We start from the raw sequence: 26,958 nt of genomic DNA, 5'->3' as shown, positions 1-26,958 counted from the left end.
GCAGGCGAGTTCAGCTCTCGTGCCGCCCACCCGCGCTGGTCCGGCCTTCGGCGAGCAGATCTCGGATCTGGATCAGCACCTCCGAATCGGTGAGCGTGGCGTCATCGGGCCGGAAACGCTTTTTCAGCTGCGTGGCGGGCAGCACCAGCACGAAGAACAGCACGCCGGCGATGATCAGGAAATTGATCGCGGCGGTGATGATCGGACCGACCTGAACGAACGTGGCCGGTTTGTCGGCAATCAATCGGAAACCGAGCCCGAGGTTGTCGGTGCCGCCGAAGACGGCGAGGATCGGATTGATGAGCCCGTTGGTGAACGCGGTGACGATCGCGACGAATGCCGTACCGATTACTACGGCAACTGCCAGGTCGACGACATTTCCGCGAAATAGAAAATCTCTGAAATCCTTGAGCATGGCTGATGTCTCCTCTTCGTGTGGAGCTGAGCAGTCGACGCTCTGTGGTCTTTCGCCCGCCAGTGGCCCGATGCTAATTGACCCGACGGCGAATTCTCGGCGAACCTTGTCGCTCGGTATGTCCGCCCGCATGGCAGGTCGTCGCTCGGTATGAACGAAAGACAGTCAATGAAAGACAACGGTGAGGGCGGTGCGCAGGGACGCCCCGGCAACGGTGGTGGCGTGCTCGGCGTCCATCGCGACCAAGACGACGCGTTCGCTCGTGTCCCGTCCGCCGGCCGGGGACGAGACCAGGATGACTGCGGCGTCGGTGACCAGAGTGCGGAACGGCCGCGTGGCGGGCCCATTCGAGTCTTCGGCGCCGATCACGTCGACGCGATCACCCGCGCGGAGGATGTCCGCGACCGCCGTGTCGGCGAGGCGGATCGGCACGATCCTGCCGTCGCGAGCTCCGGTAGCCGCCACGGCCAACCGTGGACCGATGACGCGCAGATCGGTGAAGACCTCGCCCGCACGCATCGCGCCGGTCAGCGTCGCGCCGACGAGGGTGGCCGGATCGGCGACCGCGCCCGCGGGCAGCGTACCCGCTTCGCGTGGCGCCGAGCGCAGGTCGCCTGCCTCGAGCAGTCGTCCGGGCGCTAGATCTCGAGCCGCGACGACGATCGGCATGCGCTCGGTGCCGGGGTCACCACGTATCAAGAGGACGGCCGCGAGTGCAGCGAGGACGGCGGCGAGCAACCGTCGTGCGAGGACGGCGTCGGCCCAGGGCGGGCGCTGCCACCCGGAGGGGTTCCAGCCGCCGCGGCCGAGGTCGGCGAGTGCGCGAGTCATGGCCGGATCCTATGGCCGAGCTCATACTCGCCGGCCCGGCATCACCGCGGGCTGTGGATAACGAGGATGCTGTGGAAAACGCAGACTCAGCTGGCCACGGCCGTGCTGGTGGCCGTGTTCGATCCGCTGGAGGCCGACCCGCTAGAGGCCGACGCACTAGAGGCCGGCGCACTGGAGTCGGCGGACGAACTCGAACCGCTGTCGGACTTGGCGGGCTCGCTCGCGGTGGACGCGCCGCCGCGGCTGTCGGTGCGGTAGAAGCCGCTGCCCTTGAAGACGATGCCGACCGAGTTGAACAGCTTGCGCAGCTTTCCCGAGCACTCCGCGCAGACGCTCAGAGCTTCGTCGGTGAACGACTGAACGATGTCGAAGCGGTTGTCACACTGGGTACACGCGTACGAGTAAGTTGGCACAGGATCCTCCGGGTATTCGTCAACCTGGCACTCTACAGGCGACAGTGCCAACACTGCCAATCGGCCTTTCATTCCCGGGTGCTATCGCCGCTCATTCCCAGGCGCTATCGCCGCCGAGTCGGCGCAGGCCACCGCGCGGTGTCAGGGCCCAGCCCATGCGCAGATCGTGCGGTTCCTCAGGCAGTCGTTCGACCAATTCGTCGTCCCGCACCACCGCGACCAATCGCGCGTCCGGGCGTGCGGCCGCCAGCGTGCGGTCGTAGTAGCCGGCGCCGCGGCCGAGCCGGACCCCGCGCCGATCCACCGCGAGCGCGGGGACCAGGATCGTCTCGGCCCTTGCCACGGTGTCCGGAGGCAGCACCGTGCCGATCGGCTCCAGCAGCCCGTAGCGAGCGCGCCGCATCTCGTCCGCTCCCGTGTACTCGGCCCAGCTCAGCGGTCCGGGCGGACCGGTGACCGGCAGCAGCACCCGCGCGCCACCGGCCCGCAGCGCGTCCAGCATCGCCGTCGATCCAGGCTCCCGGTCGACCGGCACATACGCGCAGACCCACTCCCGCACGCCGAGCGTCGTGACCGCCGCCGCCAAGGCCAGTGCTTCGTCCTCCTGGACAGTGGCGCTGAGCACGGCTCGTCGGTCCGTCAGTTCGGTGCGCCATGCTTGTTTATCGCGCTCGCCGGGCATATCCACGGTGATCACCATAGGCTCACCCCGGCACCCGGTAGGCGCGACGCCGACCCCGATGGCGTGATGGATGGATAGGGTATGTGCATGACAGCAAAGGCTGGACCGCCCGGTGACAGCACGGTGGTGTCGTGCTTCCGCACGGCTGTGGTGCCCGCGGCAGGTCTGGGGACACGGTTCCTGCCTGCGACCAAGACAGTGCCCAAGGAACTTCTTCCGGTGGTGGACACCCCCGGCATCGAACTGGTTGCCAGCGAGGCGGCCGACTGCGGCGCCGAGCGCTTGGTGATCGTCACATCGCCGGGCAAAGACGGCGTCGTCGCCCACTTCGTCGAGGACCTGGTGCTGGAGAGCACGCTCGCCGAGCGCGGCAAGTACACGTTGCTGGAGAAAGTGCGCAAAGCGCCGGCGCTGCTCGACGTCACCTCGGTGGTGCAGGAGGAGCCGCTCGGCCTCGGCCACGCGGTCGCCCAGGCCGAGCGGGCGCTCGACGACGACGAGGACGCCATCGCGGTGCTGCTGCCCGACGACCTGGTGCTGCCCTGCGGTGTGCTCGACGTGATGAGCCGCGTGCGCCGCAAACGCGGCGGGACCGTGCTGTGCGCCATCGACGTGCCGAAGGACGAGGTCAGCGCGTACGGCGTGTTCGACGTGGCGCCGGTCCCGGACGCCGTGAACCCGAATGTGCTGCGCGTCAAGGGCATGGTGGAGAAGCCCGCACTCGCCGACGCGCCCTCGACGTTCGCCGCCGCGGGCCGGTATCTCCTGGACCGCGCCATCTTCGACGCGCTGCGCCGCATCGAGCCCGGCGCGGGCGGGGAGCTGCAACTCACCGATGCCATCGCACTGCTGATCGCCGAAGGACATCCGGTTCATGTGGTGGTGCACCGTGGGTCGCGCCACGATTTGGGCAACCCCGGCGGTTATCTTCGTGCTGCGGTCGATTTCGCACTGGAACGAGAGGAATACGGCCCCGCCCTGCGCGAGTGGCTGCAGCACCGCCTCGGCCCGGATTGGGATCCGCAGCTGACCACCGACGACTGACGGGCCCATCCGGGGTTTCGCCGAGAGTGAGCTGTCGGGTACGAATGGTGGTTCACCGCGGTGCGCGCGAACGTGCTTGCGCCGCGGTGCGATCCCGTCCGCCCGCGTAGGCGGATCGGAATGGAGTGCGGAGAGGATCAGGAAGGGCTGGATGCGCTCGGTTGAGGATCAGCAGATCAAGGTGACCGCCGCGGCGGTCGCGCCCCGGCCGGTTCGGGTCGCGATTTCCGAGGCCCAGGGCCTGCTGTGCGCCGAGGACGTCGTCACCGAGCGTCCGTTGCCCGGCTTCGACCAGGCCGCGATCGACGGTTACGCGGTGCGCAGCGTCGACGTCGCCTCCGCGGGTGCCGACATCCGCGACGAAGCGGGCGATCTCGTCGACCTGACCCTTCCGGTGGTCGGCGAGGTGGTCGCCGGATCGCGGCAGCCGATCCGATTGCAGCCGCGACAGACCGTCCGGGTGGACACCGGTGCGCCGATGCCGACCCTCGCCGACGCCGTTCTCCCGCTCGATTACACCGACGGCGGGCGAGCCAGGATCAAGGTGTACGAGTCGGTGCGCTCCGGGGATTTCGTCCGGCGTGTCGGCGACGACGTCCAGCCGGGCGATGTCGCGGTGCGCGCGGGAACCATCATCGGCGCCGCGCAAGTCGGTCTGCTCGCCGCGGTCGGGCAGGACAAGGTACTGGTGCACCCGCGACCGCGATTATCGGTGATCTCGGTGGGCGCAGAGCTGATCGACATCGATCGCACCCCGGGCCCCGGCCAGGTCTACGACGTGAACTCCTATGCCCTGGCGGCGGCCGCGCGCGACGCGGGCGCGGATGTGAACAGGGTCGGTATCGTGAGTTCCGATCCGCGCCGGTTGCGTGACGTGGTCGAAGGGCAGCTGGTGCGCTCCGAAGTCGTCATCATCGCGGGAGCGGTCGGCGGCTGGGCCTCCGAGCAGGTCCGGGAGGCGCTGGAGGGGCTCGGCGAGCTCGAAATCACCCGGGTGGCCATGCATCCCGGCTCGGTGCAGGGTTTCGGCAAGCTCGGCCGTGACGAGGTACCGACCTTTCTGCTGCCGTCCAACCCGGTCGGCGCGCTCGTCGTGTTCGAAGTGATGGTGCGGCCGCTGATCCGGATCGCGTTGGGGCGCAGGCATCCCATGCGCCGGATCATCCGCGCCCGCACGATCATGCCGATCAGCTCCATGAGCGGGCGCAAAGGGTATCTGCGCGCGCAACTCATGCGGGACGAGGCGACCGGCGAGTATCTGGTGCAGCCACTGGGCAGCGCGAACTCGTCCTCGTACCTGCTCGCCACGCTCGCCGAGGCGAATAGTCTGATCGTGATCGACCCGGACGACACCGAGATTCGCACCGGCGACGAGGTCCAGGTCGCCTTTCTCGCACAGCGTGGTTGAGACGTGGAATCGATGAATGTCTTCCGGGCTACTCAGCATCCAGGTTGGCCCATTCGACTAGGTCCGGTCCGGGTGGCGGCGGGGCAGGTGACTTTGCGTCCGGTGCGACTGCGCGACGCGGCGGCCTGGAGCCGGATTCGGTTGCGGGACAGAGAGCATCTCGAGCCGTGGGAGCCGACCGGCCGGGGGACATGGGATGCGCGCAACCACACGTCCAATTGGCCTCCGCTGTGGTCGAGCTTGAAGGCGGAGGCGCGCCGCGGTGCGATGATCCCCCTGGTGATCGAGGTGGACGGGTTGTTCGGCGGGCAGCTGACCATCGGCAATATCGTGCGTGGCGCGCTGCGCTCGGCCTGGATCGGTTACTGGGTGAGCAAGGATCTCAGCGGGCAGGGTGTCGCGACCGCGGCACTGGCGCTCGGGCTCGACCATTGCTTCGGTCCGGTGGGCCTGCATCGGGTCGAGGCGACCGTGCGACCGGAGAATCTGGCCAGTCAAGCGGTGCTGCGCAACGTCGGCTTCCGGGAGGAAGGGCTGCTACGGAACTACCTCGACGTGGACGGCGCCTGGCGCGATCACCTACTGGTCGGCATCACCGTCGAAGATGTCGCCGGAACAGTTCTGGACCGCCTGGTGCGAGAGGGGCGCGTCGCCCGGTAGTAGCGCGGGCCACCGAGCGTGGGTGGTATTGGTGGAAATGTGACAGGTGTGGCGGATGTGCACGGCGCGCCTGCCGGAACTTGGTGCTACCCGGAATTAGCCTACGGACGTCGATGGTGCGTCCTGTGTCATCGGCAGGGAGCCTGCGGGCGTTCGGCGTCGGCGCGACTGCGTCGGACGCCGGAGCCGGACGAGCGCGGCGTATCACGCGCCACTCGCGGGCCGAGCCGGACGGAATCCAGGCGGGGACGGAGGTGCTGACGCGATGCCGAATTCGATCCTGTGGATCGGTCTTGTCGTGCTCTGGGTCTTCGTCCTGTTCCCGATGCTCGCCGACCGCCACCCGAGGATCCGCCGGACCACCGACGCCGCGCTGGCCACCCGGGTCCTGCACCGCGGCGGTGGCAAGCGACGGCTCAGAAAGGGCCCGGCTGCCGGGCACGAAACCGATCCGAACTGGCGGCCCCGCCGCGTACCGAGAGAGTTTGCCTACAGTGATGATGCGGAGGACCGGATGACGACACCGGCCGACGAGCCAGTCACCGATACCGACGAGGAGTACCTGCCCGCGCCCTACGACGCCCCGGCGTCCGGCATCGCTGACGCCGAACTCGATGATGTCGAACTCGATGATGTCGAACTCGATGACGTCGAACTCGATGACGTCGAACTGGATGATGTCGAACTCGATGAGGCGGAATCGGACGACGCCGACTTCGCGACCGCGGAACCCTACGACGACGAGCCGGAAAGTGATGCGGAAGCCGCCGAAGCCGCTGCGGAGATCGACGCGACGGCCGATGATGACGGCGTGGGCGCACACCACCCCGACCAGGTCGCGGCCAGAATCCCGCCGGCGCGTTCCGCCGCGCCCGCCCGCGTGGCCTATGACGACTACGACGAAGCCGACTACGACGAAACCGACTACGACGAAACCGACTCGGACGAACCGGACTTCGTTCCCACTCGCCGCGGACGCGGCGGCTTCGACCCCGAAGCCGACGCGATCGCCCGCGCCGCCCGCTACACCTTCCGTCAGCGTGCCGTGCTCGGGTTGGTGCTCACCGCCATCCTGTGCGGCGCGCTCGCGTTCGTGCTCACACCCCTGCTGTGGTGGGCCAGCGGACTGTCCGCCGTCGTCCTCGTGACGTATCTGGGCTACCTGCGCAAGCAGGTGCGGATGGAAGAGGAGATCCGCCGCAAGCGCGCCTCCCGCCTCAGCCGCGGCCAGGGCGGAGCCGACCCCCGCGTGAGCCGAGGCAGCGCCCCGCAGGTCGCTATGGACCGCGACACCGCCCGAGCTCTGCGCCGCCGCTCCGAACTCGTCGACCCCGACGACGAAGACCCCCTCTTCGACCACCTCGACCCCTTCGACCCGGCCACCGCCCGCGCGCTGCGCGGCCGAACCACCGGCGACACTCGCCGCGCGGAGGGCGCGTAATCCCCACAATCCGGGCAGGTCAGCCCACCGATTCGGAGTCTCGGGGCCGGGCCTGATACAGTGTCACAGCGCGGTTCCCCGGAGCCGCACGGGGCTATAGCGCAGTTGGTAGCGCGTCTCGTTCGCATCGAGAAGGTCAGGGGTTCGATTCCCCTTAGCTCCACTTCATAGGAACCCGCAGGTCAACGACCTGCGGGTTTTCTGTTTCTGGTGACTAGATCGAGTCGTGTGGTCGACGATGCCTGTATCTGTGGATTTGCGCGGACCGCGATTCGATTCCCAGCATGTCTTTGCACCGGCGGGATTCGCGCCCGCGCACCCGTTTGCCGGGTATGTATTCCAGGATGTCGTTGCTGCCTCACGAGCCGGGCTGCCTCGAACCAGTGGGTTTGGCTACAGTCTGAGGTACAGCCGCACGGCGCGTTCCAGGCGCTGCATGTCTTCTTGGGACAGGTACCCGACCATGTCCCGGACATATTGGGTATCCAAGGAACGGATCTGGTCCACCAGCAGAAGCGTTGAGCTGCCGAGCAATTCAACCCGCGGACGAAACGGTGAATCTCGAGCCGAGGTCGAGGTGGGTACCACCGTGACCATGGACCAATCGATTTCGGATAGGACTACTCCATAGCGTTTGCCGCGTTGCTCGCGGCCGCGGCTGACCTGACCGAGATCTACCTGATGGACGGCTGCGCGGATCACCAGGCGTCTGGCTCCTGGTTGAGGTCTTCACCGGAGGCATCGATTCGTTCGGCTTCCTGTTGGGCGGCAATAACCCATTCCCGGCGTTCCAGCTCGTGTAAGGCACGACGGATTACATCCGCCTTGGTTTCCCCCGGTTTGGTGAGCTTGTCGACGAGGGTCTTGTCGGCTTGGGTGAACCGGATGCCGGTGGTGGCGCTCTTGGTGGCCTTAGGAGTGCTGGTACTCGGCGTATTCTTCCTCGTCTCGGTGTTCATGACTTCCAGTGTAGACGGCATGTGCAGCATCTGTGCAACGCTGATGTGCCGACGGGGTGGATGCGATCGGCTTGGATGCCGGCGGTGGTAGAAGCCGCTGGTCGACCAACACCGATCCCAGCGCCCGGGGTGTCATTGTGGATATCTCCGAAGCATGCTCTGCGCTGCAGGTAGGAAACTTGCCGAAGACCGGGGCGGGTGTCTCGACGTGGTCAATGGAGATTGGAGAACTTGCCTGGAAGAATTGTGTCGATTTTAGGTCTTCGGCGGCACTGACAGCCTCGGGAACCACTCGCATAACCTCGCGACCGTGAGATGACCCAGGATCGATCGGGGGACCCAGCACAGGAGGGAGGGCATGACGCGATCGACTGGACCGGGCGACCCTCATCCGGCAGCAAGGCGGGATCATCGGACGAACCGGGCCGGGGCGATCGCTCATGCCGTCTGGTCATATATTCGGCGCGCACCAGGTACGTTCATCTGGCTCGCCATCCTGCTGGTCACGACCGCGGTGTTGAACCACCTGTCGCCGGAGGCCGCCCGCGTTGTGCTCGGTGATCGTTCGACGAATTTGCATCACCTGCAGGAGGACCCGGTTCGGGTTCTGATCGCCAGCGCGCTCTGGCTCCCCGGCGGGGGGCGGATCTGGTATTGGTCGTGGATCTGGTATCTGGTGTTGTTCAACATCTTCCATGTTCCTGCCGAGCGATGGCTGGGCACCCTGCGTTGGCTCGGTGTCGTGGTGACAGCGCATGTGGGCGCCACCTACCTCAGCGAGGGAGTCCTGTACTGGGCAATTCGGCACGGGTACGCGCCGGCAGAAGAGGTGTACACCCTGGACGTCGGAGTCAGCTATGCGCTGGCGGGCGTGGTCGCGGTGCTGGTCTACCGGATCGCGCGACCGTGGCGTTTCGCCTACGCGGCGGGCGTCGTGGTCTGCTACGCGATCCCGCTGTTCGAGGGCCGGACATTCACCGACATCGGGCACTTCACCGCGATGCTGATCGGGTTCATGTGTTACCCGCTGTCTTTTGGACGGTCCGTACGGCCGAATTTCGATTCAGCCTTGGAATATCCGCCTCGATAGGCTAGCGACCATGGAAAGTACGGACCCGAGCTCTCCGCCGACCTACGACGAAGCGCTGCGAATCGCGCGCGAGGTGGCACAGGATCCCGGCACTCTGATCCCCTACCACCACCAGGGGCTCGAGAATGCCCGCTACGGGCGAGGTTTCGCCTTCTTGCAGACGCTCTACGGTGACATGGACGGCTATGTCCTGGTGACCACGACTGGTTACGGCAGTGGGGTACTGTCGGCAGACGGACGCACCATCGAAACGGTGATCGCCGAACACCTGGCCCGAAGCGAACACGCCAACAGGCAAATCCCCGACAGCGAACTCTCGGTGGCGCACAGAGTGGCACTCGATGCTTACGATACCGGCCTAACTCGCATCGACGAGCTACCCGGGCGCGCAGCGATCGACGCCGAGACGGCCGACTACGCCGAGTTCATTCTGCTCATCCTGCGGCGCGACCACAACCAGGCAGACTCCGGTCGTAAAATACTCGCCCGCAACGATTTCCTCTTGCAAAGCCCGGCCCCTGGGCGTCGATACACCCAGCCCTGCCCGCACTGCGAGCGGCCGACGATCTACGAGGAACGCTACCCCCGCGCGGTCTGCGATCACTGCTTGCACCGCACTACCGACCACGCCGGGCGCCGGGTCACCGGTTTCAACACCGATTTCAGTGGCGGGATGATCGCCTACTACACCGACACGCTCGAGCACTCGGACAGCTCCGGCTCTCGATATGAGGAATGCGTCGAGGTCACCCGAACCGGTGTGTGTTTTATCGATGCACGCCCAGCGACCATGCAGGAGGCACGCTTCGGTGGGATCGTCGTCCAAATGGCATCCGCCGACGGAGACGGCTTAAACAGGCCGAACGGCACCGTCAGTCGCATACGTCGCGTTTTCCGCTGGTAGCGACGACGGTAGGGCGTCGCGCGAGTATTCAGCCGCCGACCTTTGGCGTGTGACGAGCATCGATCATCGATCGGTTTGCCGCACCTCACCCTCGGCATCGTTCCGCAGGATGCGGAGCTCATCGACACGCCGAGCAGATGCTGAACCTGACGGCGGCGGACCAGGAAAGCGCGGCCGAGGAATGCCTCGCCGGCTGGTTCGGCCCGCGGCCTTTGCTCAGTGTTTCCTTGATGCTCTGATATCGACGGGTGGTACCCTATATGGCATGGTGAAGACCACGGTTTATCTTCCCGACGAGCTCGAGACGCGGCTCGACGCGGAAGCCGCCGCGACGGGTGTGAGCAAGGCGGAACTCATTCGCCGGGGAATCGCCATGCTGCTCGACGCGTCCGACCGCCCGAAACACGACGCGCCGCTGCCGGTGTTCCATAGCGGCCGTTCACGCACCGCACAAGAGATGAACGATGAGATCTACGATCACATCAAGCAACGGTCGCGGCGGCGATGATCATCGTCGCCGACACCTCGGCACTGTTCGCGGCGTTCGACGGTGATCAGGCCGAGCATCAGCAAGCGCTCGCGGTGATGGAGCAGGAGACGTTGGTGATCTCGCCACTGGTTCTGACCGAACTGGATCACCTCGTTCATCGCGATCTCGGGTTCCCCGCCGCCATGCAGGTCACCGACGCCCTCATGGGGCGAATGATCGAAGGGCGCTACCGCCTGGCCGAGTTGAAGCATGTCGATCTGGCGGCGGCCCAGGAGGTCCGCGGCAAGTACGAGGGGCTTCGTCTCGACCTCGCGGACGCCGTGGGCGTTGTCCTGGCGGATCGATACCGGACGGACACGATATTCACACTGGACCAACGCGACTTCCGGACGATCGCCCCCCTCACCCGCGGCTTCGACAACTTCAGGATTCTGCCCGCCGACCTGTAGCCCGCCATCCGCTCCGCAGTCGCGCCACTCCATCGGAGCCGTTCCCGGGATGTGCGTAACGTGGGCGTGGAGATAGACAGCACCGAGATGCCCTATAGGTCAGGACATCCCGTATTGGCGAATTTCAATTCAGCCCCGAAATATCCGGCTCGATAGGCTGGTGGCCATGGTGTTGTCGATTCATCGACGGAATTTCCATGTTGCTGCCTTCCTGGGCTGAACGGCACAGATCGACAGGGGCGAGTTCTCGTGGCAGCCAGTGGGTTTCGATGGAAGACGGTGGTGGCCGCGCTGGTCGTCTCAGCAGCATCGGTTCTGACCGGTCACGCCGCAGTGCGGGAGGCCGTGCAGGCTTGCCCGTGCGGGGCACTCGCGGTAGTCGGGTCCTGAGGCCGGGCGGCTGCCGGGCAGTCCGGGCGCGGTGACCGCCTGCGCTCGTCCGCGTCGGTTTTATGTGCTCGCCGATGGGTACCGCGACTCCCGACGAGCTGTCCATTCGACTCGAGAGGACCGGTGAATCTCATGGCCACCTGCATCACCTGTGGGAACGAGTACGACAAGACGTTCACCATCACCCGTGACGGCGAATCCGCCATCTTCGACAGCTTCGAGTGCGCGATCAATGCGATGGCCCCGACCTGTACGCACTGTTCCTGCCGAATCCTCGGTCATGGTGTCGAGGCGGGTGGGGATTACTTCTGCTGCGCGCACTGCGCTCACGAGGCAGGACACCCGGCCCTGGTCGACCACGTGTGAACCGCTGCTCATTCGCGCGCGGCGCGCACCCGCCGCACACCGATCCCCGCGGCCGCCGCGGCATCGCTGAGCACGGCTTCGAGCATGGCCGGAGTGAGTCGTCCGGTGAAGGTGTTCTGCTGGCTCACGTGATAGCAGCCGAACAGGTGCAGCGGCGTCCGTCCGGTGTCGGTCGCGGGAATTTCGACGTGCGCTCCGTGGCCGAATTTCGGTCGCGGCCGCGGCACGACCCAGCCGGCGCGCGCCAGCACCGGGAACAGCGCCTGCCATCCGAACGCGCCGAGCACCACCACCGAGCGCAAGGTCGGTGTCAGCAGGCGCAGTTCGGTGTCCAGCCAGTGGCTGCACCGGTCTCGTTCGGCCGGGGTTGGTTTGTTGTCCGGTGGCGCGCAGTGCACCGGCGCGGTGATCCGTACGCCGGTCAGCCGCAGGCCGTCATCGATGCTCGTCGACGTCGGCTGGTTGGCCATGCCCACGGCGTGCAGCGCCGCGTAGAGCACGTCACCGCTGCGGTCGCCGGTGAACATACGCCCCGTCCGATTGCCGCCGTGCGCAGCGGGCGCGAGCCCGACGATGAGCATCCGGGCGTCATCCGGCCCGAAGCCGGGAACCGCTCGGCCCCAGTAGGTTTGGTCGCGATAAGCGGGGCGTTTCTGCTGGGCCGCCAGCTCGCGCCAGGCGACCAGGCGTGGGCAGGCGAAGCAGTCGGCGACCGCGGCGTCGAGTGCGGCGATGCTGTGGCACATGTCAGCGCGGGGTTCGGACAGCGTGGTCGGCCCGCGCGGGCAGGCGTCTGTGCCAGGGCGCTGCGGCCATGACGGCCCGGTGGTGCGTGCGGCCGGAGATCGAGCTGTTGTTCATCAGAACTCCGTTCGGTGGTGCTACGGTTCGGCGAAACCGGACGATCACGCCCACTATGCATCGAATCGCTTGTTCATCGCCGCAATGCGAGACCGGCAGCCTCGGACATCGGTCCAGTTCAGCCCCATGGCCAGACCGAAATCGAGCCGGACATGTGATCGGAACCACCCGGTCGAGGTTGGTAGCATGGCGGTTCGACCGACCGGATGCGGGTAGCTCACCCCCGGCTTCCATTGAAAGAGTCTTCCATGCAGTTTGAGATCGTCGAGCGGGACGAGATATGGGTTGCCGGACTGCCGGTGCGCAGCCCAAAGCGTGCGCTCGGGGAACTGCGTGACCGCGATCTGGAGGCCGCCTGGGCAGCCGTGCTGCACCAGGAACTCGGCGGGCCGTTGGCCAGTGCCTACACCGATTACAGCGGTGAGCTGGGCACCTACAACACTCAGATCGTCGGCTATCAGTGTGCGTCCTTCGATGACGTGACCCGTGGGCATCTGGTCGCACGGCTGCCGCGTGGTGCCTACGCGCGGTTCTCGTCGGTCGGTAATTTCCCGCGGGTGATGACCGACCTGTGGACGCAGATCGCGTACGCCGAGGAGCACAACCAGATCAAGCGGACCTATACCGGCGACTTCGAGTGCTATCCGCATGCCTACAAGATCGATCTCTACCTGGCGGTCGACGCGCGATGAGTTATGCGATCGTGGTGCGTGCCGAGTCGGTCTACGGCGGGTTGGTCGTCCCGCGGGTGCGCCCGAGCTTCAAGGTCAGCAATAGTGACCTGATCGAGTTTCTCAAGGACCGGCTGCGCGACCGCGCGGGCGAGAACCGTCCGATGTACACGGTGTACGTGCCGGATCCGGCGGGGAATTACAACGCCGTGGTGTGTTTCGATTACCCCGCGGCGGACGCAGTGCCGGTGGGCGACGTCCTGGTGCGGGTGCCGAAGGGTGTCTACGCGCGTTTCGCGCCTAATGGCGACTACCACGATCCGGTGGAGGACGTGTGGGCGCAGGTCGACGACGCGACGGCGTCGGCCGAGATCACTCGTGCCTATCGTGAAGAGATCGAGATCTGGCACGGGCCGGAGTCTGTTGAACTATTCATCTCCATCCTGGTTTAGTTTGCATAAAATTAGCTGAACCAGAACCGACTGGTCTCCTCGTTAATTCCCATATCGCTTACGGTGCCGCTGGCCTGCTAAAACATCAGCTGTCCCGCAGGCTTTTCGGAAGATTTGCGGGCCGGCTGGTCAATTCATGGCGGATGACGGATACTGCCCTGGGCAACTTCATCTCGGCTCATGAGCCGTGGGGGTGCTGCATGAGGCTGGACTATCGCGCAGAGCAGCGCGGCGATGGAGTAGGAACAACATGACTGTGGATCTGACTGCAGTCGTGCCGGAGAACTCCCGTGGGCGGGGAGTGTTTCGGTATTACGACGCGGCCGACTGTGCTTTCTTTGTTGCCGAACCGAGTATTCAGCCGGAGCTCTGGCACCGGTACCTCAACGGTGCGCGGGAGGTTTACCAGCGCTTCGGAGTCGAACACGCGCTCGAATACGAGTCGGTCGTCGACGGCCGGTCGACGTCGCTGTTCTTCGTGGCGCTCGACGCGGGCGGTGACATCGTCGCCGGCGTGCGGATACAGGGGCCGTACGCCGCGGCGCAGCAGGCGCATGCGCTGGTCGAATGGGCGGGTCATCCCGGAGCGGACAAGCTGACCCGGATGATCGATGACCGAATTCCGGAGGGCGTGGTCGAAGCCAAAGGGGCGTGGGTTGCCCGTGACGCGCCCAACCGCGCCGATCTGAGCGCGGCCATATCACGCACGGCTTTGCACGCGGCGCGCATACGCGGCGCGCGCTATGGTTTCGCCACGGTGGCGTCGTTCACCGCAGGCCGGCACCAGTCGTGCGGCGCGGTGCCCGCTGAGGGGATCGCGGCGGTTCCGTATCCCGATGAGCGCTACCAGACCGTTCCGCTGTGGTGGGATACCCGGTCCTATCCCGCATTTGCCGACGAATCGCAGCGGTCACTGATTCAGGCCGAACAGCAGGCGCTCGGCCTCCCTGCGCCCCGGCCGCTCGGCAACCCGTGCGCGAGCCTTCGCACAGCGGAGGATCGGCGCGGATATGGACGGTGACCGCACTCGGGTGACATCGCACCGGCCCGTGCTCCTGGACCCCGCTGATCCGGGCGACGCTCGAACGCTCGCCGCGCTGCGCGATGATCCGCGCGTCGAATTCACCGATCTGCGCGATTTGCTGCGCGCCGAGCTCGGCAAAATGGTGGCCGCGCCGAATATCTCGGAGGGCCCCGAAGCGGATCGGTGGGTCCACTATCCGTGGCGCGCGACCGTGCTCGGATTGCCGGGCCCGCGCACTTTCCGCGCGATTCGGCTGGATCGCAATCGGAACAAACTCACCAGGACGGAACAGGATCGTCTGGCCGAAAGCGCGATCGGGATAATCGGGCAGAGCGCCGGACACGCGATCGCGCATCTGCTCGCACTGGAAGGTGTTTGCGGCGGCCTGCGTCTGGCCGATCTGGACGAAATCGAATTGTCGAATCTCAACCGGGTTCCCGGAACACTGTTCGACGTCGGCGTCAACAAAGCGGTCGTGACCGCGCGGCGCATTGCCGAACTGGACCCGTATCTGCCTGTCGATATCTTCGCCGCGGGAGTTGACGAGAATTCGGTGGACGCATTTCTGGACGGTTTGGCCGTCGTCGTCGAAGAATGTGATTCCCTCGATATGAAGCTCTTGGTCCGAGAGGCGGCGGCTCGGCACGCCGTTCCGCTGCTGATGGAGACGAGCGATCGTGGTTTGCTGGATGTCGAACGTTTCGATCTCGAACCTGACCGGCCGGCATTTCACGGTTTGCTCGGCGAGATTCGTGCCGCGGATCTGCGCGGCCTGACGCCGCGGGAGAAGGCGCCGTTCGTGGTGAAGTTGCTCGGCGCCGCCGGGCTGTCACCGCGACTGGGGGCGAGCATGGTCGAAGTCGGGGAGACGGTGACCAGCTGGCCGCAGTTGGGTGGCGATGTCACCGTCGGGGCCGCGAGTGTGGTCGCCGCCGTGCGGCGCATCGGCCTGGGCATGACGCTGAATTCCGGTCGCGTCCGGGTGGATGTGGAACGGCATCTCGACGAGTTGGCCGACCCACCGCGGGCCGACCGGCAGGTATGGGCGGAGGTGGCGCCCGAGCCGGTCGGTGGACCCGTCGACAGGGTGCTGGCCTGCGCGCAGCGGGCGCCGTCCGGGGGAAATATGCAGCCATGGTCGCTGCGGGCGGGGCCGAGCGACATCCACATCGCGTTGGCGCCGGAGTTCACCTCGGCGCTGGATATCGGCTATCGCGGCAGCGCCGTCGCACTGGGCGTGGCCTTGTACAACGCGCGGGTCGCCGCGGCCGCGCACGGCATCCTCGGCCCGCACGAGTTCCGCGAGGGCGCCGCGGGGGGCGGCGAGCTGGTCGCGCGGCTGCGGCTGAGCGGTGAGCGGAATCCGGAGCTCGCCGCCGACTACCCCGCCGTGCTGCACCGCGCGACCAATCGCCGGATCGGTACCGGCGCCCGGCTGGCCGACGGGGTACTCGATTCCCTGACGACGGTCGCCGAATCGGCCGGTGGGCAGGTGCGCGCCGTGGTGAATCGGCTGGAAATCGAAGAAGCTGCTCGTTTGCTGGGCGATTCCGACCGAATCCGTTATCTCACCCCCCGGTTATACGAGGAAATGCTTGCCGAAGTCCGGTGGCCGGACGATGACCCGGACACCGGGATCGATGCCCGCAGCCTCGAACTCAGCGATGACGAGTGGGCCGCGTTCGAGATCACGACGCGCGCCGATGTCATGGCGCAGCTGCGAGCCTGGTCCGGCGGGGCGGCTCTGGGGAAATACACCGGTGACCGCGTGCGGTCCAGCTCCGCCATTCTGGCCGTGACATTCGATGGGCCCGACCCCGGGCTGCGTGACTATGCGGAGGCCGGCGCCGCGGTCGCGCGAGTTTGGGTGCAGGCCGAGCGCCTCGGATTGAGTGTGCAGCCGATTTCGCCGGTATACCTGTACGCCCGACGCCCGGGCGAACTTACCGCGATTTCTCCCGACTTCGCGGATACACTGGCGTCGCTTCAAGGTCGTTTCCTGAACCTGCTGGAAGTGCCAGAGCATGAGACCATGGCGTTGGTGCTTCGCCTGAGCTACGCCTGCGCCGCCACCGTACGCAGTAGGCGGCGTCCGGTGCTCGGCGTGGACGCCCGTAGTTAGCGCGATCGGAGACAATGTGCCACGGCGGACGCTCGACTCATTGGTGACTCAGGTCGCCTCTGAGCTCATGGGTGTCGACGCCACGACGATGGTGGCCGCGACCGAGCGTGTCCTCGCACAATTGGTCGAGTATTTCGACGTGGACTTCAGTTATGTGCGACACACCGACCGCGAACGCCGAGCAACCGTGCTCGTCGCGGAGTGGCCGCGCCGGCAGAGCGTGCCGGACCCGGACCCGCTCGGCGTGATCTACTTCGAGAGCGCCGACCCCGTATTCCGAGCGCTGGAAAACGCGACCGAGCCCATGGTCGTACGTCCGACCCCGCAATTCGCGGATTACCAGGAGACCGTCCGCCGGGCCTCCGGCATCGCGGGGGTCACCTCGGCCGCGGTGCCGCTGCTGTCCCGGGGCGAGCCGACGGGCGCGCTCGGGTTCGTCAAAGCGGGTGATCGCGAATGGAGCAATCGTGAACTGAACGTGCTGAAGGCCATCGCGGCGCTCTTCGCGCAATTGCAGGCGCGGGTGGTCGCGGAAGAGCGGCTCCGGTATATCGCGCTGCACGACGATTTGACCGGTTTGGCCAATCGGCGTGCGCTGCTCGAACATATGGAAGAAAGACTACGCGCGGGCAGTCCCGGGCTGGTGGCCGCGTTTTTTCTCGACCTGGATCGGTTGAAAGCGCTCAACGATTTTCTCGGTCACACCGCAGGGGACAACTTCATTCGCACGCTGTCGACGCGGTTGCAGGAGAACCTGGACCCGGCGGATATGATCGCCAGACTCGGCGGCGACGAATTCGTGATCGTTCCGGCCAAACCGATGGACGCCGCGGCGGCGGAGTGCGAGGCCAACCGCATCCAGCAGTTGATCGCCCGGCGGGTCACTGTCGGTGGCGAGTCCGTCAGCCGGGGAGCCAGCGTCGGAGTCGCGCTCGGCCTTCCCGGTGAAACCACTGTCGCCGATCTGCTGCGTCGCGCCGATCATGCGCTGCTTTCGGCGAAGTCGGGCGGTGGTAACGGAGTCGCGGTCTTCACCGACGCCATGCGCGCTCAATTCGAGCTCCAGGACGATGTGGAGCTCAATTTGCGCGGCGCGGTGTCGGACGGTTCGCTGCTGCTGCACTATCAGCCCGAGGTCGACCTGCGCACCGGCCGCATCGTCGCGCTGGAGGCGCTGGTGCGCTGGTTGCATCCGACCAGGGGGTTATTGCCGCCGGGCGCGTTCGTCACCGTCGCCGAAGCCACCAACTTGGCGGGGGAGCTGGGGCGCTGGGTGATCCGGTCGGCCTGTGCGCAGCTCGCCGAGTGGCGCCGCCGCGGCATCGCGGGGAATATCGTGATGCGGATCAATGTCTCGCCGGTGCAACTGGTCAGCCTCGATTTCGTCGAGCGCATCGAAGACGTCCTGCGGCTTTTCGGCATCGACGGAAGCTCGGTGTGTCTCGAGATCACCGAGCACGTCGTGGTCCAGGATCTGGCCCGGACTCAGGTCACGTTACGGGGGCTGAAGCGGATGGGTGTGCAGATCGCCATCGACGATTTCGGCACCGGGTACAGCTCGCTGTCGCATCTCAAAGCGCTGCCGGTGGACGCGGTGAAAATCGATCGCGGCTTCGTCCAGCGCCTCGGCGCCAGCACCGACGATCTGGCCATTGTGAAGTCCATCATCGGTCTGGCCGGTTCGTTCGGCCTGGGCGTCGTCGGCGAGGGCGTCGAGACGGCAGTGGCCGCACGTACGCTGGTCGGCCTCGGGTGCTATCGCGCACAGGGTTTTCTGATCGCCCGACCGATGCCCGCCGAACAGGTCGAATCCCATCTCGCGGTCGGCCGGATTCCGCTCGACCTCGATCTGCCCCGAGCCGGTCGAGAGCTGCCCGCGCACTGAGCCCGGGGTCGAGAGCGGGGCCGCGGTAGGCGGTGATAGTTCGGGTCGAATCTGCTGGTTCTCCTGTTCTTTTACGGCTGTTCACGCGTCATTCGGCGCAGGGAACCCGATCCGCTGCACGATCGGCGACGTGCGCATAGTTCAGCTGGCGAACTTCTACGGCCCGCGTTCGGGCGGGCTGCGCACCGCGCTGCACCATCTGGGCGACGGGTATGCCACCGCCGGGCACGAGGTGGTGCTGATCGTGCCGGGTCCGCGACGGTCGGAGGAGATCCTGCCCACCGGCGTCGTGCGGATCACACTGCCCGCCTTGGCCATTCCATGGACCGGCGGATACCGGGCCGCGGACCCGCGCCGGGTGGCCGACGTGCTGGCCGGTTTGCGCCCCGACGTGCTGGAGGTGTCGGATCGGCTGACGCTGCGCGGATTCGGCCGCTGGGCGCGGCGGCGCGACGTGGCCAGCGTGATGATCTCGCACGAGCGGCTCGACCGGCTGCTCGGCCAGGTACTGCCCGGACCGCTGGCTCGGCGCGGCGCCGACGTGGCCAACCGGCACACCGCCGGCGAGTACGACATCGTTGTGTGCACCACCCGATTCGCCCGGGAGGAATTCCTGCGAATCGGCGCTTCGAATGTGGAGCTGGTCCCGTTAGGGGTGGATCTGGACTTGTTCAGCCCGCGGCGGCGCGACCGCAGGCTGCGCGCGGACCTCGGCGTGCCCGGTCATCCGCTGCTGGTGCACTGCGGCCGGTTGTCGGTGGAGAAGCGAGTGGATCGCAGCATCGAGGCGGTCGGTGCGTTGCGTGAGGCGGGTATCGAGGCCAGGTTGGTGGTCGCGGGGGACGGCCCGCGGCGGGACGCGTTGCAGCGGCGGGCGCGGGCGCTGCCCACGTTGCCGGGCGGGGTGCCCGCCGTCCATTTCACCGGCTTCATCTCCGACCGGGCGATGGTCGCGAAACTGCTTGCCACCGCGGATGTCTCGCTGGCACCGGGGCCACACGAGACGTTCGGGCTGGCCGCGCTGGAGGCACTCGCGGCGGGCACGCCGGTGGTGGCGAGCCGGTCCTCGGCGCTGGCCGATATCGTCACCGCCGACTGCGGTGCGGTCGCCGCCGACGATCCGTCCGCGTTCGCGCGGGCGGTCACCGACGTGCTGGCCATGCCGCAGGCCGGACGGCGCCGGGCCGCGCGCAGCCGCGCCGAGCAGTTCACCTGGCCGCAAGCTGTGGCCGGCATGCTCGCGGTGCTCGGCCGCTAGCCGCACGGCGTCCCGGGATGCCACCCTCCGCTGGACTACCCTTCGGAGAACCGATTCAGCGATTCGAGATGGGATGCGCAGTGCTGAGTAGAGGTCGCGGGCGAATGGGTCGTAAGACACTGCGCGATGCGAAGGTTCTGGTGACGGGCGCGGCGAGCGGGATCGGCCGGGCCACCGCACTGGCCGCCGCCGCGGCCGCCGCCGAATTGGTGCTCACCGACATCGATGCCGTTGGCCTGGACACGACAGTGGCCGACATCCGAGCCGCTGGGGGCCGCGTCGCGGTGGCCGAGGCGCTGGACATCACCGACTACGAGGCGGTGCGCCGCTTCGCCGAGCGCGTGCATACCGAGCTGGACAGCCTGGACGTGGTCATGAACGTCGCGGGCACGTCGGTATGGGGGACCGTGGAGAACCTGGAGCACAAGCACTGGCGGCGCATGGTCGAAGTCAACTTGATGGGCCCGATCCACGTCATCGAGAGCTTCGTGCCGCGGATGGTGCGCGCGGGCAAAGGCGGTGCGCTGGTGAACGTGTCGTCGGCAGCAGGCCTGCTCGCGCTGCCCTGGCACGCGGCATACAGCGCGGCCAAGTTCGGCATCCGCGGTGTGTCGGAAGTGCTGCGCTTCGATCTGGCGCAGCACGGTATCACGGTGCATCTGGTGGTCCCGGGCGCCGTCGATACGCCGCTGGTGCGCAGCGTCGAGATCGTCGGCGTGGACCGTGCGGACCCGAAGATCGAGCGGCTCACCACGGCCTTCACCCAGCATGCGGTGGCGCCGGAGCAGGTGGCGTCGGCGATTCTGCGCGGGATCGAGCACAACAGATTCCTGGTCTACAGCTCGTTCGACATTCGCTTCGGCTATTGGTGGGCACGGAAATTCGCTTTCCCCTACGAATTCGTCATGCGCCGCAGCAGCGCGCGGTTCAGCAGACTGCTCGCGACAACACACAGCTGAGGCGGATATCGCGCACCGGATTCGGGAGCATCGGCGGCAACCGGTGTGGTTCAGCAGGTTGTCGGTTTCGACGGGCAGTTGAGCTGCACGTCGAGCACGCGGGCGCCGGGGCCCTCGGAGCCGAGCCGGTCGTGCTCGTTGACCAGGCGGCAGCTGCCCAATGACAGGCAGCCGCAGCCGATGCAACCGGTGAGGTTGTCGCGCAGTCGGGTCAGCTGGGTGATCCGGTCGTCGAGGTCGGCACGCCACACGGTCGAGAGGGTCTCCCAGTCGCGCCGGGTGGGTGTGCGGCTCTCGGGCAGCTCGTCGAGGGCCGCCCGGATTTCGCTCAGCGGTATGCCGACCCGCTGGGAGATGCGGATGAAGGCAACCCGGCGCAGCGTCTCGCGAGTGTATCTCCGTTGGTTCCCGCTGGTGCGTCTGCTGCTGATCAGCCCTTCGCGTTCGTAGAAGTGCAGTGCGGAAACCGCTACTCCACTACGCTCGGAGAGCTGGCCGGGGGTCAGCTCTTTCGCCCGCCAATCGGCTGTCGACATGCACGCTCCTCCCAATCACCTCAACAATACTTCAGGTTGTGCGAGCTGGGAGCGGATTCGGCAGCACGGCTGATCGGCACACGCAACGGCTGATCTCGCACGTACATGGGTAACTCATCGGGAACGCCCAGAACTCGCGTGAGATCCGACGTAGGACCTGAACGCACATCACGCGTCACCTGACTTGTACGGCCTGAATTCCCGGGGAGGCGGTACGGCTTGTACGGCCTGAATTCCGGAGCCGCGGTACCGAATGCCGTGCCCTCCGGGCCGCGGCGAACTACGGTCTGATCATGGGAGCAGATGCTGTGTCCGCGCGACGGGAAGGCCTGGACCCGCACGGGGCCGGGCAGGACGATGTGCGCCTGGCGGTGACCTCCGAAGTCGGCTCGTTGCGTACGGTGCTGCTGCATCGGCCCGGCAACGAGCTGCGCAGGTTGACGCCGCGCAACAACGATCAGTTGCTGTTCGACGGCATTCCCTGGGTGGAACGCGCGCAGCAGGAGCACGACACCTTCGCCGGCGTCCTGCGCGAACGCGGCACCGAGGTGTTGTTGCTGTCGGACCTGCTCGCCGAGACGCTCGAGGTCAGCGGCGCCGCCCGCATCCAGGGCATCTCGGCCGCGGTCGACGCGCGCAGGCTCGGGCACGCGCTGGCCGACGAGCTGGCGGCCTTCCTGCGCGGGGTCCCGGCCAGGGAACTGGCCGAGGTCCTGATGGCGGGGATGACGTTCGACGAATTGCCGTTCGGACCGGACGCCACCTCGCTGGTCCGCCGCATGCACCACGGCGCGGACTTCGTCATCGATCCATTGCCGAATCTGCTGTTCACCAGGGATTCCTCGTTCTGGGTCGGTCCGCGCGTCGCGATCACCTCGCTCGCCCTGCCCGCCCGGCATCGCGAGACCTCGCTGACCGATCTCATCTACGCCTTCCACCCCCGCTTCCTGGGGGTGCGGCGCGCCTACGAATCGCACACTGCTCCGATCGAGGGCGGTGATGTGCTGTTGCTGTCCGAGGGCGTCGTCGCGGTGGGCGTCGGGGAGCGCACCTCTCCCGCGGGAGCGGAAGCGCTGGCCCGCAGTCTGTTCGACGACAACCTCGCCCACACCGTGCTGGTGGTGCCGATCGCGCAGACCCGCGCGACCATGCACCTGGACACGGTGTGCACCATGGTCGACGCCGACGCCGTGGTGATGTACCCGGCGGTGCGGGACTCACTGTGCGCGTTCACGATTCACAAAGACGACGACTACGGCGGGCGGAATGGGGGCGGCCGGGTCACCATGCGCGGGCCCGACCCGTTCCTGCCCGCGGCCGCCGACGCGATGGGCATCGGCAAGCTGCGGGTGATCGACACCGGGCTGGACGGTGTCACTGCCGAACGCGAGCAATGGGACGACGGGAACAACACCCTCGCTCTCGCTCCCGGCGTGGTGGTGGCGTACGAGCGCAACGAGATGACCAACGCCAGACTGGAGGACGCGGGCATCGAGGTGCTGCGCATCCCCGGTTCCGAATTGGGTTCCGGCCGAGGCGGACCCCGCTGCCTATCCTGTCCGCTGTCGCGAGACCACGTGTGAGTAAGCCATGTTCACCTTCACTGTGTCGCACGAGTCGGCGGTGCCACCTTATGAACAGCTGCGCCTCGGCATCGTCGCCCAGGTGCGATCGGGCGAGCTGACCGCCGGAACGAAGATCCCGACCGTCCGAGCGCTGGCCGCCCAGCTCGGTCTCGCCCCGAACACGGTGGCGCGTGCCTACCGCGAACTGGAGGCCGACGGCGTAGTCGAGACCCGGGGCCGGCAAGGGTCGTTCATCGCCTCATCGGGCGACCCGACGCAGGACATAGCGGGGCGGGCCGCCACCGAGTACGTCGCGACGGTGCGCAGATTGGGTTTGGACGACGACGCAGCCCTGCGATACGTGCGTGCGGCCCTGGAAGGCTGAGCAATCACGCGATCGAGCACACGGCACGACTACTGCCAGCTGGGCAGCCAGAGGTGGTCGTGCCAGTTGCCCGGTGTGATCGGCAGCGCGGTCAGGATCGGCCAGAGCCAGATGAAGTTGGCGATCACGAGCCCGAGGTACAGGCACACCGCCAGCAGGCCGAGACTGCGCCGCTCGCTCGGCGGTGCGGACAGGTAGGTTCCGGCGGCGCTGCGCGGTATCGGGCTCGGTTGCGCCGGGCCGAGGATGTCGCCGAGCACCAGCGCGACCCCCATCACGAGGAACGGAGCCATCGGGACGGCGTAGAAGTAATACATTTGCCGATCGAGCGTGGCGAACCAGGGCAGCAGTCCCGCGCCGTAACCGACCAGCACCGCGCCATGGCGCCAGTCGCGGCGGACCATGCTGCGCCATAGCATCCAGGCCAGCGCCGGAAGCGCGATCCACCAGATGGCGGGCGTCCCGATCAGCATCACGGCCTTCACGCATTGGGTTTCACCACAGCCGGTTACGGTGCCGTCGGCGTAGTAGTACAGCATCGGGCGCAGACCCATCGGCCAGGTCCAGGGCTTGGACTCCCACGGGTGGTGGTTGCCCGCCGAGTTGGTCAGCTCGGTGTGGAACTCCAGCGATCTCGCGTTGAAATACCACAGTGAACGCACGGCACCCGGCACCACCTGCGACCAGAATCCGCCGGTACCGATCGGGTCCTTCGGAGCCGACGGGTTGCCGGGCATGTACCGGTACACCCCGGTCTCACTGGCGAACCAGGCCCAGTAGCTGGCCAGATAGACCCCGAGCGGCACCAGGACCAGCGCGTACAGCGCTGGGCCGATATCGCGTACCGCGACGCCGAGCCAGGGCCGCCGGACCCGGTAGGCCCGCCGGGCCGAGAGATCGAAGTAGACGCTGAGCAGACCGAAGGCCGCGATGAAATAGATGCCGGACCATTTGGTGCCGCAGGCCAGACCGAGCAGTACGCCCGCGCCGAAGCGCCACCAGCGCACGCCGAGGCGTGGCCCCCAGGCCGTCAGACCGATGCGGCGCTCGGCGTCGGCTTTGGCGATCCGGGCGCGGACCTCGTCGCGGTCGACGATGAGACAGCCGAAGGCGGCGGTCACGAACAACGCCATGAAGATGTCGAGCATGCCGATGCGTGAGGAGACGAAGGTGAGCCCGTCGGCGATCAGCAGGATGCCCGCGATCGCGCCGATCAGGGTGGAGCGCGTCATCCGGCGCACGATCCGGATCACCAGCAGCACCAGCACGGTTCCGGCGACCGCGGCGCTGAAGCGCCAGCCCCAGCCGGTGTAGCCGAACATCGCCTCGCCGATCGCGATGAACTGCTTGCCGACCGGCGGGTGCACGACCAGCCCGTAGCCCGGGTCGTCCTCCACCCAGCCGCCAGTGAGCATCTGCCAGGCTTGCGGGGCGTAGTGCTTCTCGTCGAATACCGGGGTGCCCGCGTCGGTCGGATAGTTGAGCATCGTGAACCGCGTCACCGCGGCGATCGCGGTAAGGAAAGCCGTCACCAGCCACCCCCGCAGCCGGTCGTTCGGCCCGAAGTCGGGCGCCGGACGCAGCGGCGCCGGACTCGACCAGGAGGGCGCCGCCCCGAACCGTGCGGTCGCGCGCTGGTCGGTCACCTGGGTCACGCCCCCGATCGTATGCGGTGCCGCCTCTGCGAGTATTCAGGCCGTGCCAGTCGGGTGGCTCGAGAGTTATGTGCAGGTCTTGCGTCGGGTGCCGGAATACGCAACCAGCTGGGTTTCGTGAGAGCATGGGTAGCTCGCCGGGCACCCGGGACCTCGAGCGATACCCGACGCAGGGCCTGAACGCGAATCCTGCGTCGTCGACTTGTGCGGCTTTGCGGCCCGGAGAGGCGGGGCAGACGTGGCGACGGCGGGCAGGCTGGTCCTCGCGGCGACACCGATGGGCGATATCGGCGACGCCTCCCAGCGCCTGCGCGAGGCTCTGGCTACGGCCGATATCGTCGCCGCCGAAGACACCCGCCGCACCAGGTCGCTGGCCAAAGCGCTCGATGTCGAGATCACCGGCCGGGTGGTCAGCTTCTACGACCACGTGGAGACGGCGCGAATCCCGATGCTGCTCGACGAGATCGTCGCCGGGCGCACGGTGCTGCTGGTAACCGACGCCGGCATGCCGTCGGTCAGTGACCCCGGCTATCGGATGGTCGCCGCCTGCGTCGAGCGCGAACTGCCCGTGACCTGTCTGCCCGGTCCGTCCGCGGTGACCACGGCACTGGCCCTGTCGGCCTTGCCGGTGGAGCGGTTCTGCTTCGACGGGTTCGCACCGCGCAAATCCGGTCAGCGCCGGGAATGGTTGCGCACCTTGGCCGCCGAGCCGCGTGCCTGCGTCTTCTTCGAAGCGCCGCACCGGCTCGCCGACTGCCTGGCCGACGCGGTCGAGATTCTCGGACCGGATCGCCGCGTGGCCGTGTGCCGGGAGCTGACCAAGACCTATGAGGAAGTGGTCCGCGGCACCCTCACCGAGGTCGCCGCCTGGGCGGTCGAGGGCGCGCGCGGCGAGATCACCGTGGTCCTGGCGGGCGCTGCGCCGCCTTCCGCCGATCCCACCGACCTGGTCGACGCGGTCGAAAGCCTCACCGCCACCGGCATCCGTCTCAAGGATGCCTGCGCCGACATCGCCGCCGCGCACGCCGTTTCCCGCCGGGAGCTCTACGACGCGGTCCTCACGGCTCGACGCGGTTCGTAAACGTCCGGCACGACTGATGCAGACGCACCAGGGCTCCCGGTCACCGCTGGTTCCCGGGAATGGCCGCCCCAAAGCCGATACCGCAGCGCTGATGGATCGCTTCGGCACCCGCAAAGAAGACGCGCCCCGTCGTGGCTGGCGCGGCCGCACGACCTGCGTGGTCGGATGCGGTCGGGCCGAAGCATCCCCGCGCGTCGCCCGTATCACCTGCGGCCGCTTCGACGGCGGATCGCTGGAAAGGAGGGTGGGGGTCAGGCCGGAACGGGTAGACCCAGCGTCGTCATGACGAACCGGACGAACAGCGGCGCCAGGTCGGGTACCCGGGCGGGTCCGTCGGCGACGATGACGCGACGGGTCCGTTCGCCGATCGCGTCCGGGATCAGGGCGATCAGCTCGTCGGAGACCTCCGGCAGCATCGGGTCCGCTGCGCGCGCCTCGTCGTAGAACAGTCGATACAGCTGGGCGAAGCGATCGACGGCCAGGTCGCGGTAGCCGACAGCCGCTTGGTTCACGCGGAACGACTCCACCAGCACCAGTCGCGCGAAATCCGGCTCGGTGGCGATGGTCCGGCAGAACGTGACGACGATGGATTCGATTTTCGCGTACGCATCGGAGTCCGGCGGCAACTGCGCGAGTTCCTCCGCGATCCGCGACGCCACGATGTCGACACCCGTGTGCACCGCCTCGACGAAGCACTCCTCTTTGTTGGCGAAATGGTCGTAGAAGGTGGTGCGTGAAACCCGTGCTCGGGCAACGAGATCGGTGAGTGTCGTCGCTGGATAGCCCTTGCTGTCCACACACCCCACCATGGCTTCGACCAGTCTGCCGCGCTGCGACGTGAGCACGGCTTCGCGCGCGGCGCGATGACGCTCGGCGAAACCGGACCGTTGAACGGATGTCGTCGCATGCTGGTGGCGCATGACTGCCCTCTCTGTGCCGGAACCGATCCGAACGCCGACATC

The 26,958-nt window shown here is 67.1% G+C and carries 29 protein-coding genes and 1 tRNA gene; 20 read left to right on the top strand and 10 right to left on the bottom strand.

Annotated features, from left to right (window positions below):
* Window positions 1-10: 10 nt before the first annotated feature.
* From mscL to ACT86A_RS10270, 4 genes are all read right to left on the bottom strand, one after another.
* Window positions 11-415 carry a large conductance mechanosensitive channel protein MscL gene (mscL, locus tag ACT86A_RS10285; protein ID WP_445091803.1) on the bottom strand — a complete coding sequence of 135 codons (405 nt, stop codon included), beginning with the start codon at window positions 413-415 and terminating at the stop codon, window positions 11-13.
* 165 nt (window positions 416-580) lie between these two features.
* Window positions 581-1,246, bottom strand: a complete 666-nt coding sequence (locus ACT86A_RS10280) for an SAF domain-containing protein (protein ID WP_445091802.1) — start codon at window positions 1,244-1,246, stop codon at window positions 581-583.
* An 86-nt stretch (window positions 1,247-1,332) separates the two neighbouring features.
* Window positions 1,333-1,659 carry an FmdB family zinc ribbon protein gene (locus ACT86A_RS10275; protein WP_445091886.1) on the bottom strand — a complete coding sequence of 109 codons (327 nt, stop codon included), beginning with the start codon at window positions 1,657-1,659 and terminating at the stop codon, window positions 1,333-1,335.
* A 91-nt stretch (window positions 1,660-1,750) separates the two neighbouring features.
* Complete coding sequence (locus tag ACT86A_RS10270; RefSeq protein WP_445091801.1) at window positions 1,751-2,359, bottom strand: 5-formyltetrahydrofolate cyclo-ligase; 609 nt, start codon at window positions 2,357-2,359, stop codon at window positions 1,751-1,753.
* 69 nt (window positions 2,360-2,428) lie between these two features.
* Here ACT86A_RS10270 and ACT86A_RS10265 point away from each other — a divergent pair, with 69 nt between their 5' ends.
* The 5 genes from ACT86A_RS10265 (at window position 2,429) to ACT86A_RS10245 (ending at window position 7,057) form a co-directional block, all read left to right on the top strand.
* The gene (locus ACT86A_RS10265; RefSeq protein WP_445091800.1) at window positions 2,429-3,385 is read left to right on the top strand and encodes a UTP--glucose-1-phosphate uridylyltransferase; all 957 of its coding nucleotides are present in this window, start codon (window positions 2,429-2,431) and stop codon (window positions 3,383-3,385) included.
* Window positions 3,386-3,536: 151 nt separating this feature from the next.
* Entirely contained in the window at window positions 3,537-4,793 is a 1,257-nt protein-coding gene (glp, locus tag ACT86A_RS10260; RefSeq protein ID WP_445091799.1) for a molybdotransferase-like divisome protein Glp, read from the top strand.
* A 12-nt stretch (window positions 4,794-4,805) separates the two neighbouring features.
* The gene (locus ACT86A_RS10255) at window positions 4,806-5,453 is read left to right on the top strand and encodes a GNAT family N-acetyltransferase (protein ID WP_445091798.1); all 648 of its coding nucleotides are present in this window, start codon (window positions 4,806-4,808) and stop codon (window positions 5,451-5,453) included.
* 265 nt (window positions 5,454-5,718) lie between these two features.
* Entirely contained in the window at window positions 5,719-6,894 is a 1,176-nt protein-coding gene (sepX, locus tag ACT86A_RS10250) for a divisome protein SepX/GlpR (protein WP_445091797.1), read from the top strand.
* A 90-nt stretch (window positions 6,895-6,984) separates the two neighbouring features.
* A tRNA-Ala gene (locus ACT86A_RS10245) sits at window positions 6,985-7,057 on the top strand.
* Between the two features lie 230 nt (window positions 7,058-7,287).
* On the opposite strand, the gene ACT86A_RS10240 is transcribed toward ACT86A_RS10245, so the two are convergent.
* Together ACT86A_RS10240 and ACT86A_RS10235 are read right to left on the bottom strand one after the other, a co-directional pair.
* Window positions 7,288-7,596 carry a type II toxin-antitoxin system PemK/MazF family toxin gene (locus ACT86A_RS10240; RefSeq protein WP_445091796.1) on the bottom strand — a complete coding sequence of 103 codons (309 nt, stop codon included), beginning with the start codon at window positions 7,594-7,596 and terminating at the stop codon, window positions 7,288-7,290.
* Window positions 7,593-7,874 carry a hypothetical protein gene (locus tag ACT86A_RS10235; RefSeq protein WP_445091795.1) on the bottom strand — a complete coding sequence of 94 codons (282 nt, stop codon included), beginning with the start codon at window positions 7,872-7,874 and terminating at the stop codon, window positions 7,593-7,595. Before ACT86A_RS10235 ends, ACT86A_RS10240 begins: the two co-directional genes overlap by 4 nt.
* A gap of 337 nt (window positions 7,875-8,211) precedes the next feature.
* Between ACT86A_RS10235 and ACT86A_RS10230 the strand changes: the two genes are divergently transcribed.
* The 5 genes from ACT86A_RS10230 (at window position 8,212) to ACT86A_RS10210 (ending at window position 11,542) form a co-directional block, all read left to right on the top strand.
* A complete protein-coding gene (locus ACT86A_RS10230; RefSeq protein ID WP_445091794.1) occupies window positions 8,212-8,943 on the top strand; it encodes a rhomboid-like protein in 732 nt (243 codons plus the stop codon).
* A 10-nt stretch (window positions 8,944-8,953) separates the two neighbouring features.
* Entirely contained in the window at window positions 8,954-9,847 is an 894-nt protein-coding gene (locus ACT86A_RS10225) for a hypothetical protein (RefSeq protein ID WP_445091793.1), read from the top strand.
* A 265-nt stretch (window positions 9,848-10,112) separates the two neighbouring features.
* The gene (locus ACT86A_RS10220; RefSeq protein ID WP_445091792.1) at window positions 10,113-10,355 is read left to right on the top strand and encodes a ribbon-helix-helix protein, CopG family; all 243 of its coding nucleotides are present in this window, start codon (window positions 10,113-10,115) and stop codon (window positions 10,353-10,355) included.
* The gene (locus ACT86A_RS10215) at window positions 10,352-10,786 is read left to right on the top strand and encodes a type II toxin-antitoxin system VapC family toxin (protein WP_445091791.1); all 435 of its coding nucleotides are present in this window, start codon (window positions 10,352-10,354) and stop codon (window positions 10,784-10,786) included. The genes ACT86A_RS10220 and ACT86A_RS10215 overlap by 4 nt, the downstream gene beginning before the upstream one ends.
* A gap of 522 nt (window positions 10,787-11,308) precedes the next feature.
* Window positions 11,309-11,542: a metallothionein gene (locus ACT86A_RS10210; protein WP_445091790.1), complete on the top strand. Its 234-nt coding sequence runs from the start codon at window positions 11,309-11,311 to the stop codon at window positions 11,540-11,542.
* 8 nt (window positions 11,543-11,550) lie between these two features.
* Here ACT86A_RS10210 and ACT86A_RS10205 read toward each other — a convergent pair whose 3' ends face one another.
* Entirely contained in the window at window positions 11,551-12,288 is a 738-nt protein-coding gene (locus ACT86A_RS10205; protein ID WP_445091789.1) for a uracil-DNA glycosylase, read from the bottom strand.
* A gap of 363 nt (window positions 12,289-12,651) precedes the next feature.
* Here ACT86A_RS10205 and ACT86A_RS10200 point away from each other — a divergent pair, with 363 nt between their 5' ends.
* The 7 genes from ACT86A_RS10200 (at window position 12,652) to ACT86A_RS10170 (ending at window position 20,774) form a co-directional block, all read left to right on the top strand.
* Complete coding sequence (locus ACT86A_RS10200) at window positions 12,652-13,095, top strand: GyrI-like domain-containing protein (protein ID WP_445091788.1); 444 nt, start codon at window positions 12,652-12,654, stop codon at window positions 13,093-13,095.
* Entirely contained in the window at window positions 13,092-13,526 is a 435-nt protein-coding gene (locus tag ACT86A_RS10195; protein ID WP_445091787.1) for an effector binding domain-containing protein, read from the top strand. Before ACT86A_RS10200 ends, ACT86A_RS10195 begins: the two co-directional genes overlap by 4 nt.
* Window positions 13,527-13,776: 250 nt before the next feature.
* Window positions 13,777-14,547, top strand: coding sequence for a hypothetical protein (locus ACT86A_RS10190; RefSeq protein WP_445091786.1), 771 nt, complete (start codon window positions 13,777-13,779; stop codon window positions 14,545-14,547).
* A complete protein-coding gene (locus ACT86A_RS10185; protein WP_445091785.1) occupies window positions 14,537-16,672 on the top strand; it encodes an Rv1355c family protein in 2,136 nt (711 codons plus the stop codon). Before ACT86A_RS10190 ends, ACT86A_RS10185 begins: the two co-directional genes overlap by 11 nt.
* Window positions 16,673-16,715: 43 nt before the next feature.
* Entirely contained in the window at window positions 16,716-18,557 is a 1,842-nt protein-coding gene (locus tag ACT86A_RS10180) for a putative bifunctional diguanylate cyclase/phosphodiesterase (RefSeq protein WP_445091885.1), read from the top strand.
* A 130-nt stretch (window positions 18,558-18,687) separates the two neighbouring features.
* Window positions 18,688-19,815, top strand: a complete 1,128-nt coding sequence (locus tag ACT86A_RS10175; protein ID WP_445091784.1) for a glycosyltransferase — start codon at window positions 18,688-18,690, stop codon at window positions 19,813-19,815.
* A gap of 104 nt (window positions 19,816-19,919) precedes the next feature.
* On the top strand, window positions 19,920-20,774 hold the full coding sequence (locus ACT86A_RS10170; RefSeq protein ID WP_445091783.1) for an SDR family oxidoreductase: 855 nt from the start codon (window positions 19,920-19,922) through the stop codon (window positions 20,772-20,774).
* Between the two features lie 50 nt (window positions 20,775-20,824).
* Here ACT86A_RS10170 and soxR read toward each other — a convergent pair whose 3' ends face one another.
* Window positions 20,825-21,310, bottom strand: coding sequence for a redox-sensitive transcriptional activator SoxR (soxR, locus tag ACT86A_RS10165; protein ID WP_445091782.1), 486 nt, complete (start codon window positions 21,308-21,310; stop codon window positions 20,825-20,827).
* A gap of 293 nt (window positions 21,311-21,603) precedes the next feature.
* Between soxR and arcA the strand changes: the two genes are divergently transcribed.
* Window positions 21,604-22,893, top strand: coding sequence for an arginine deiminase (gene arcA, locus ACT86A_RS10160; RefSeq protein ID WP_445091781.1), 1,290 nt, complete (start codon window positions 21,604-21,606; stop codon window positions 22,891-22,893).
* A 7-nt stretch (window positions 22,894-22,900) separates the two neighbouring features.
* The gene (locus ACT86A_RS10155; protein WP_445091780.1) at window positions 22,901-23,260 is read left to right on the top strand and encodes a GntR family transcriptional regulator; all 360 of its coding nucleotides are present in this window, start codon (window positions 22,901-22,903) and stop codon (window positions 23,258-23,260) included.
* A 29-nt stretch (window positions 23,261-23,289) separates the two neighbouring features.
* Here the strand turns inward: ACT86A_RS10155 and ACT86A_RS10150 are convergent, their stop codons facing one another.
* A complete protein-coding gene (locus ACT86A_RS10150; RefSeq protein WP_445091779.1) occupies window positions 23,290-24,915 on the bottom strand; it encodes a dolichyl-phosphate-mannose--protein mannosyltransferase in 1,626 nt (541 codons plus the stop codon).
* A gap of 238 nt (window positions 24,916-25,153) precedes the next feature.
* Between ACT86A_RS10150 and rsmI the strand changes: the two genes are divergently transcribed.
* The gene (rsmI, locus tag ACT86A_RS10145; protein WP_445091778.1) at window positions 25,154-25,996 is read left to right on the top strand and encodes a 16S rRNA (cytidine(1402)-2'-O)-methyltransferase; all 843 of its coding nucleotides are present in this window, start codon (window positions 25,154-25,156) and stop codon (window positions 25,994-25,996) included.
* A gap of 251 nt (window positions 25,997-26,247) precedes the next feature.
* Here rsmI and ACT86A_RS10140 read toward each other — a convergent pair whose 3' ends face one another.
* Window positions 26,248-26,916, bottom strand: coding sequence for a TetR/AcrR family transcriptional regulator (locus ACT86A_RS10140; protein ID WP_445091777.1), 669 nt, complete (start codon window positions 26,914-26,916; stop codon window positions 26,248-26,250).
* Window positions 26,917-26,958: the final 42 nt, after the last annotated feature.

The organism is Nocardia glycosmidis (assembly GCF_052545115.1).
Note: the sequence above shows the minus strand (reverse complement) of the source record. Positions and strands in the feature narration are given on the sequence as shown.

Coding starts and splice junctions, on each gene's coding strand:
- ACT86A_RS10265 (WP_445091800.1), top strand. CDS start 2,429: ATGACAGCAAAGGCTGGACCGCCCGGTGACAGCACGGTGGTGTCGTGC.
- mscL (WP_445091803.1), bottom strand. CDS start 415: ATGCTCAAGGATTTCAGAGATTTTCTATTTCGCGGAAATGTCGTCGAC.
- ACT86A_RS10140 (WP_445091777.1), bottom strand. CDS start 26,916: ATGCGCCACCAGCATGCGACGACATCCGTTCAACGGTCCGGTTTCGCC.
- ACT86A_RS10185 (WP_445091785.1), top strand. CDS start 14,537: ATGGACGGTGACCGCACTCGGGTGACATCGCACCGGCCCGTGCTCCTG.
- glp (WP_445091799.1), top strand. CDS start 3,537: ATGCGCTCGGTTGAGGATCAGCAGATCAAGGTGACCGCCGCGGCGGTC.
- arcA (WP_445091781.1), top strand. CDS start 21,604: ATGGGAGCAGATGCTGTGTCCGCGCGACGGGAAGGCCTGGACCCGCAC.
- ACT86A_RS10155 (WP_445091780.1), top strand. CDS start 22,901: ATGTTCACCTTCACTGTGTCGCACGAGTCGGCGGTGCCACCTTATGAA.
- ACT86A_RS10280 (WP_445091802.1), bottom strand. CDS start 1,246: ATGACTCGCGCACTCGCCGACCTCGGCCGCGGCGGCTGGAACCCCTCC.
- ACT86A_RS10225 (WP_445091793.1), top strand. CDS start 8,954: ATGGAAAGTACGGACCCGAGCTCTCCGCCGACCTACGACGAAGCGCTG.
- ACT86A_RS10230 (WP_445091794.1), top strand. CDS start 8,212: ATGACGCGATCGACTGGACCGGGCGACCCTCATCCGGCAGCAAGGCGG.
- ACT86A_RS10190 (WP_445091786.1), top strand. CDS start 13,777: ATGACTGTGGATCTGACTGCAGTCGTGCCGGAGAACTCCCGTGGGCGG.
- ACT86A_RS10235 (WP_445091795.1), bottom strand. CDS start 7,874: ATGCCGTCTACACTGGAAGTCATGAACACCGAGACGAGGAAGAATACG.
- soxR (WP_445091782.1), bottom strand. CDS start 21,310: ATGTCGACAGCCGATTGGCGGGCGAAAGAGCTGACCCCCGGCCAGCTC.
- ACT86A_RS10205 (WP_445091789.1), bottom strand. CDS start 12,288: ATGTGCCACAGCATCGCCGCACTCGACGCCGCGGTCGCCGACTGCTTC.
- ACT86A_RS10210 (WP_445091790.1), top strand. CDS start 11,309: ATGGCCACCTGCATCACCTGTGGGAACGAGTACGACAAGACGTTCACC.
- ACT86A_RS10220 (WP_445091792.1), top strand. CDS start 10,113: ATGGTGAAGACCACGGTTTATCTTCCCGACGAGCTCGAGACGCGGCTC.
- ACT86A_RS10215 (WP_445091791.1), top strand. CDS start 10,352: ATGATCATCGTCGCCGACACCTCGGCACTGTTCGCGGCGTTCGACGGT.
- ACT86A_RS10270 (WP_445091801.1), bottom strand. CDS start 2,359: ATGGTGATCACCGTGGATATGCCCGGCGAGCGCGATAAACAAGCATGG.
- ACT86A_RS10195 (WP_445091787.1), top strand. CDS start 13,092: ATGAGTTATGCGATCGTGGTGCGTGCCGAGTCGGTCTACGGCGGGTTG.
- ACT86A_RS10170 (WP_445091783.1), top strand. CDS start 19,920: ATGGGTCGTAAGACACTGCGCGATGCGAAGGTTCTGGTGACGGGCGCG.
- ACT86A_RS10200 (WP_445091788.1), top strand. CDS start 12,652: ATGCAGTTTGAGATCGTCGAGCGGGACGAGATATGGGTTGCCGGACTG.
- ACT86A_RS10255 (WP_445091798.1), top strand. CDS start 4,806: ATGAATGTCTTCCGGGCTACTCAGCATCCAGGTTGGCCCATTCGACTA.
- sepX (WP_445091797.1), top strand. CDS start 5,719: ATGCCGAATTCGATCCTGTGGATCGGTCTTGTCGTGCTCTGGGTCTTC.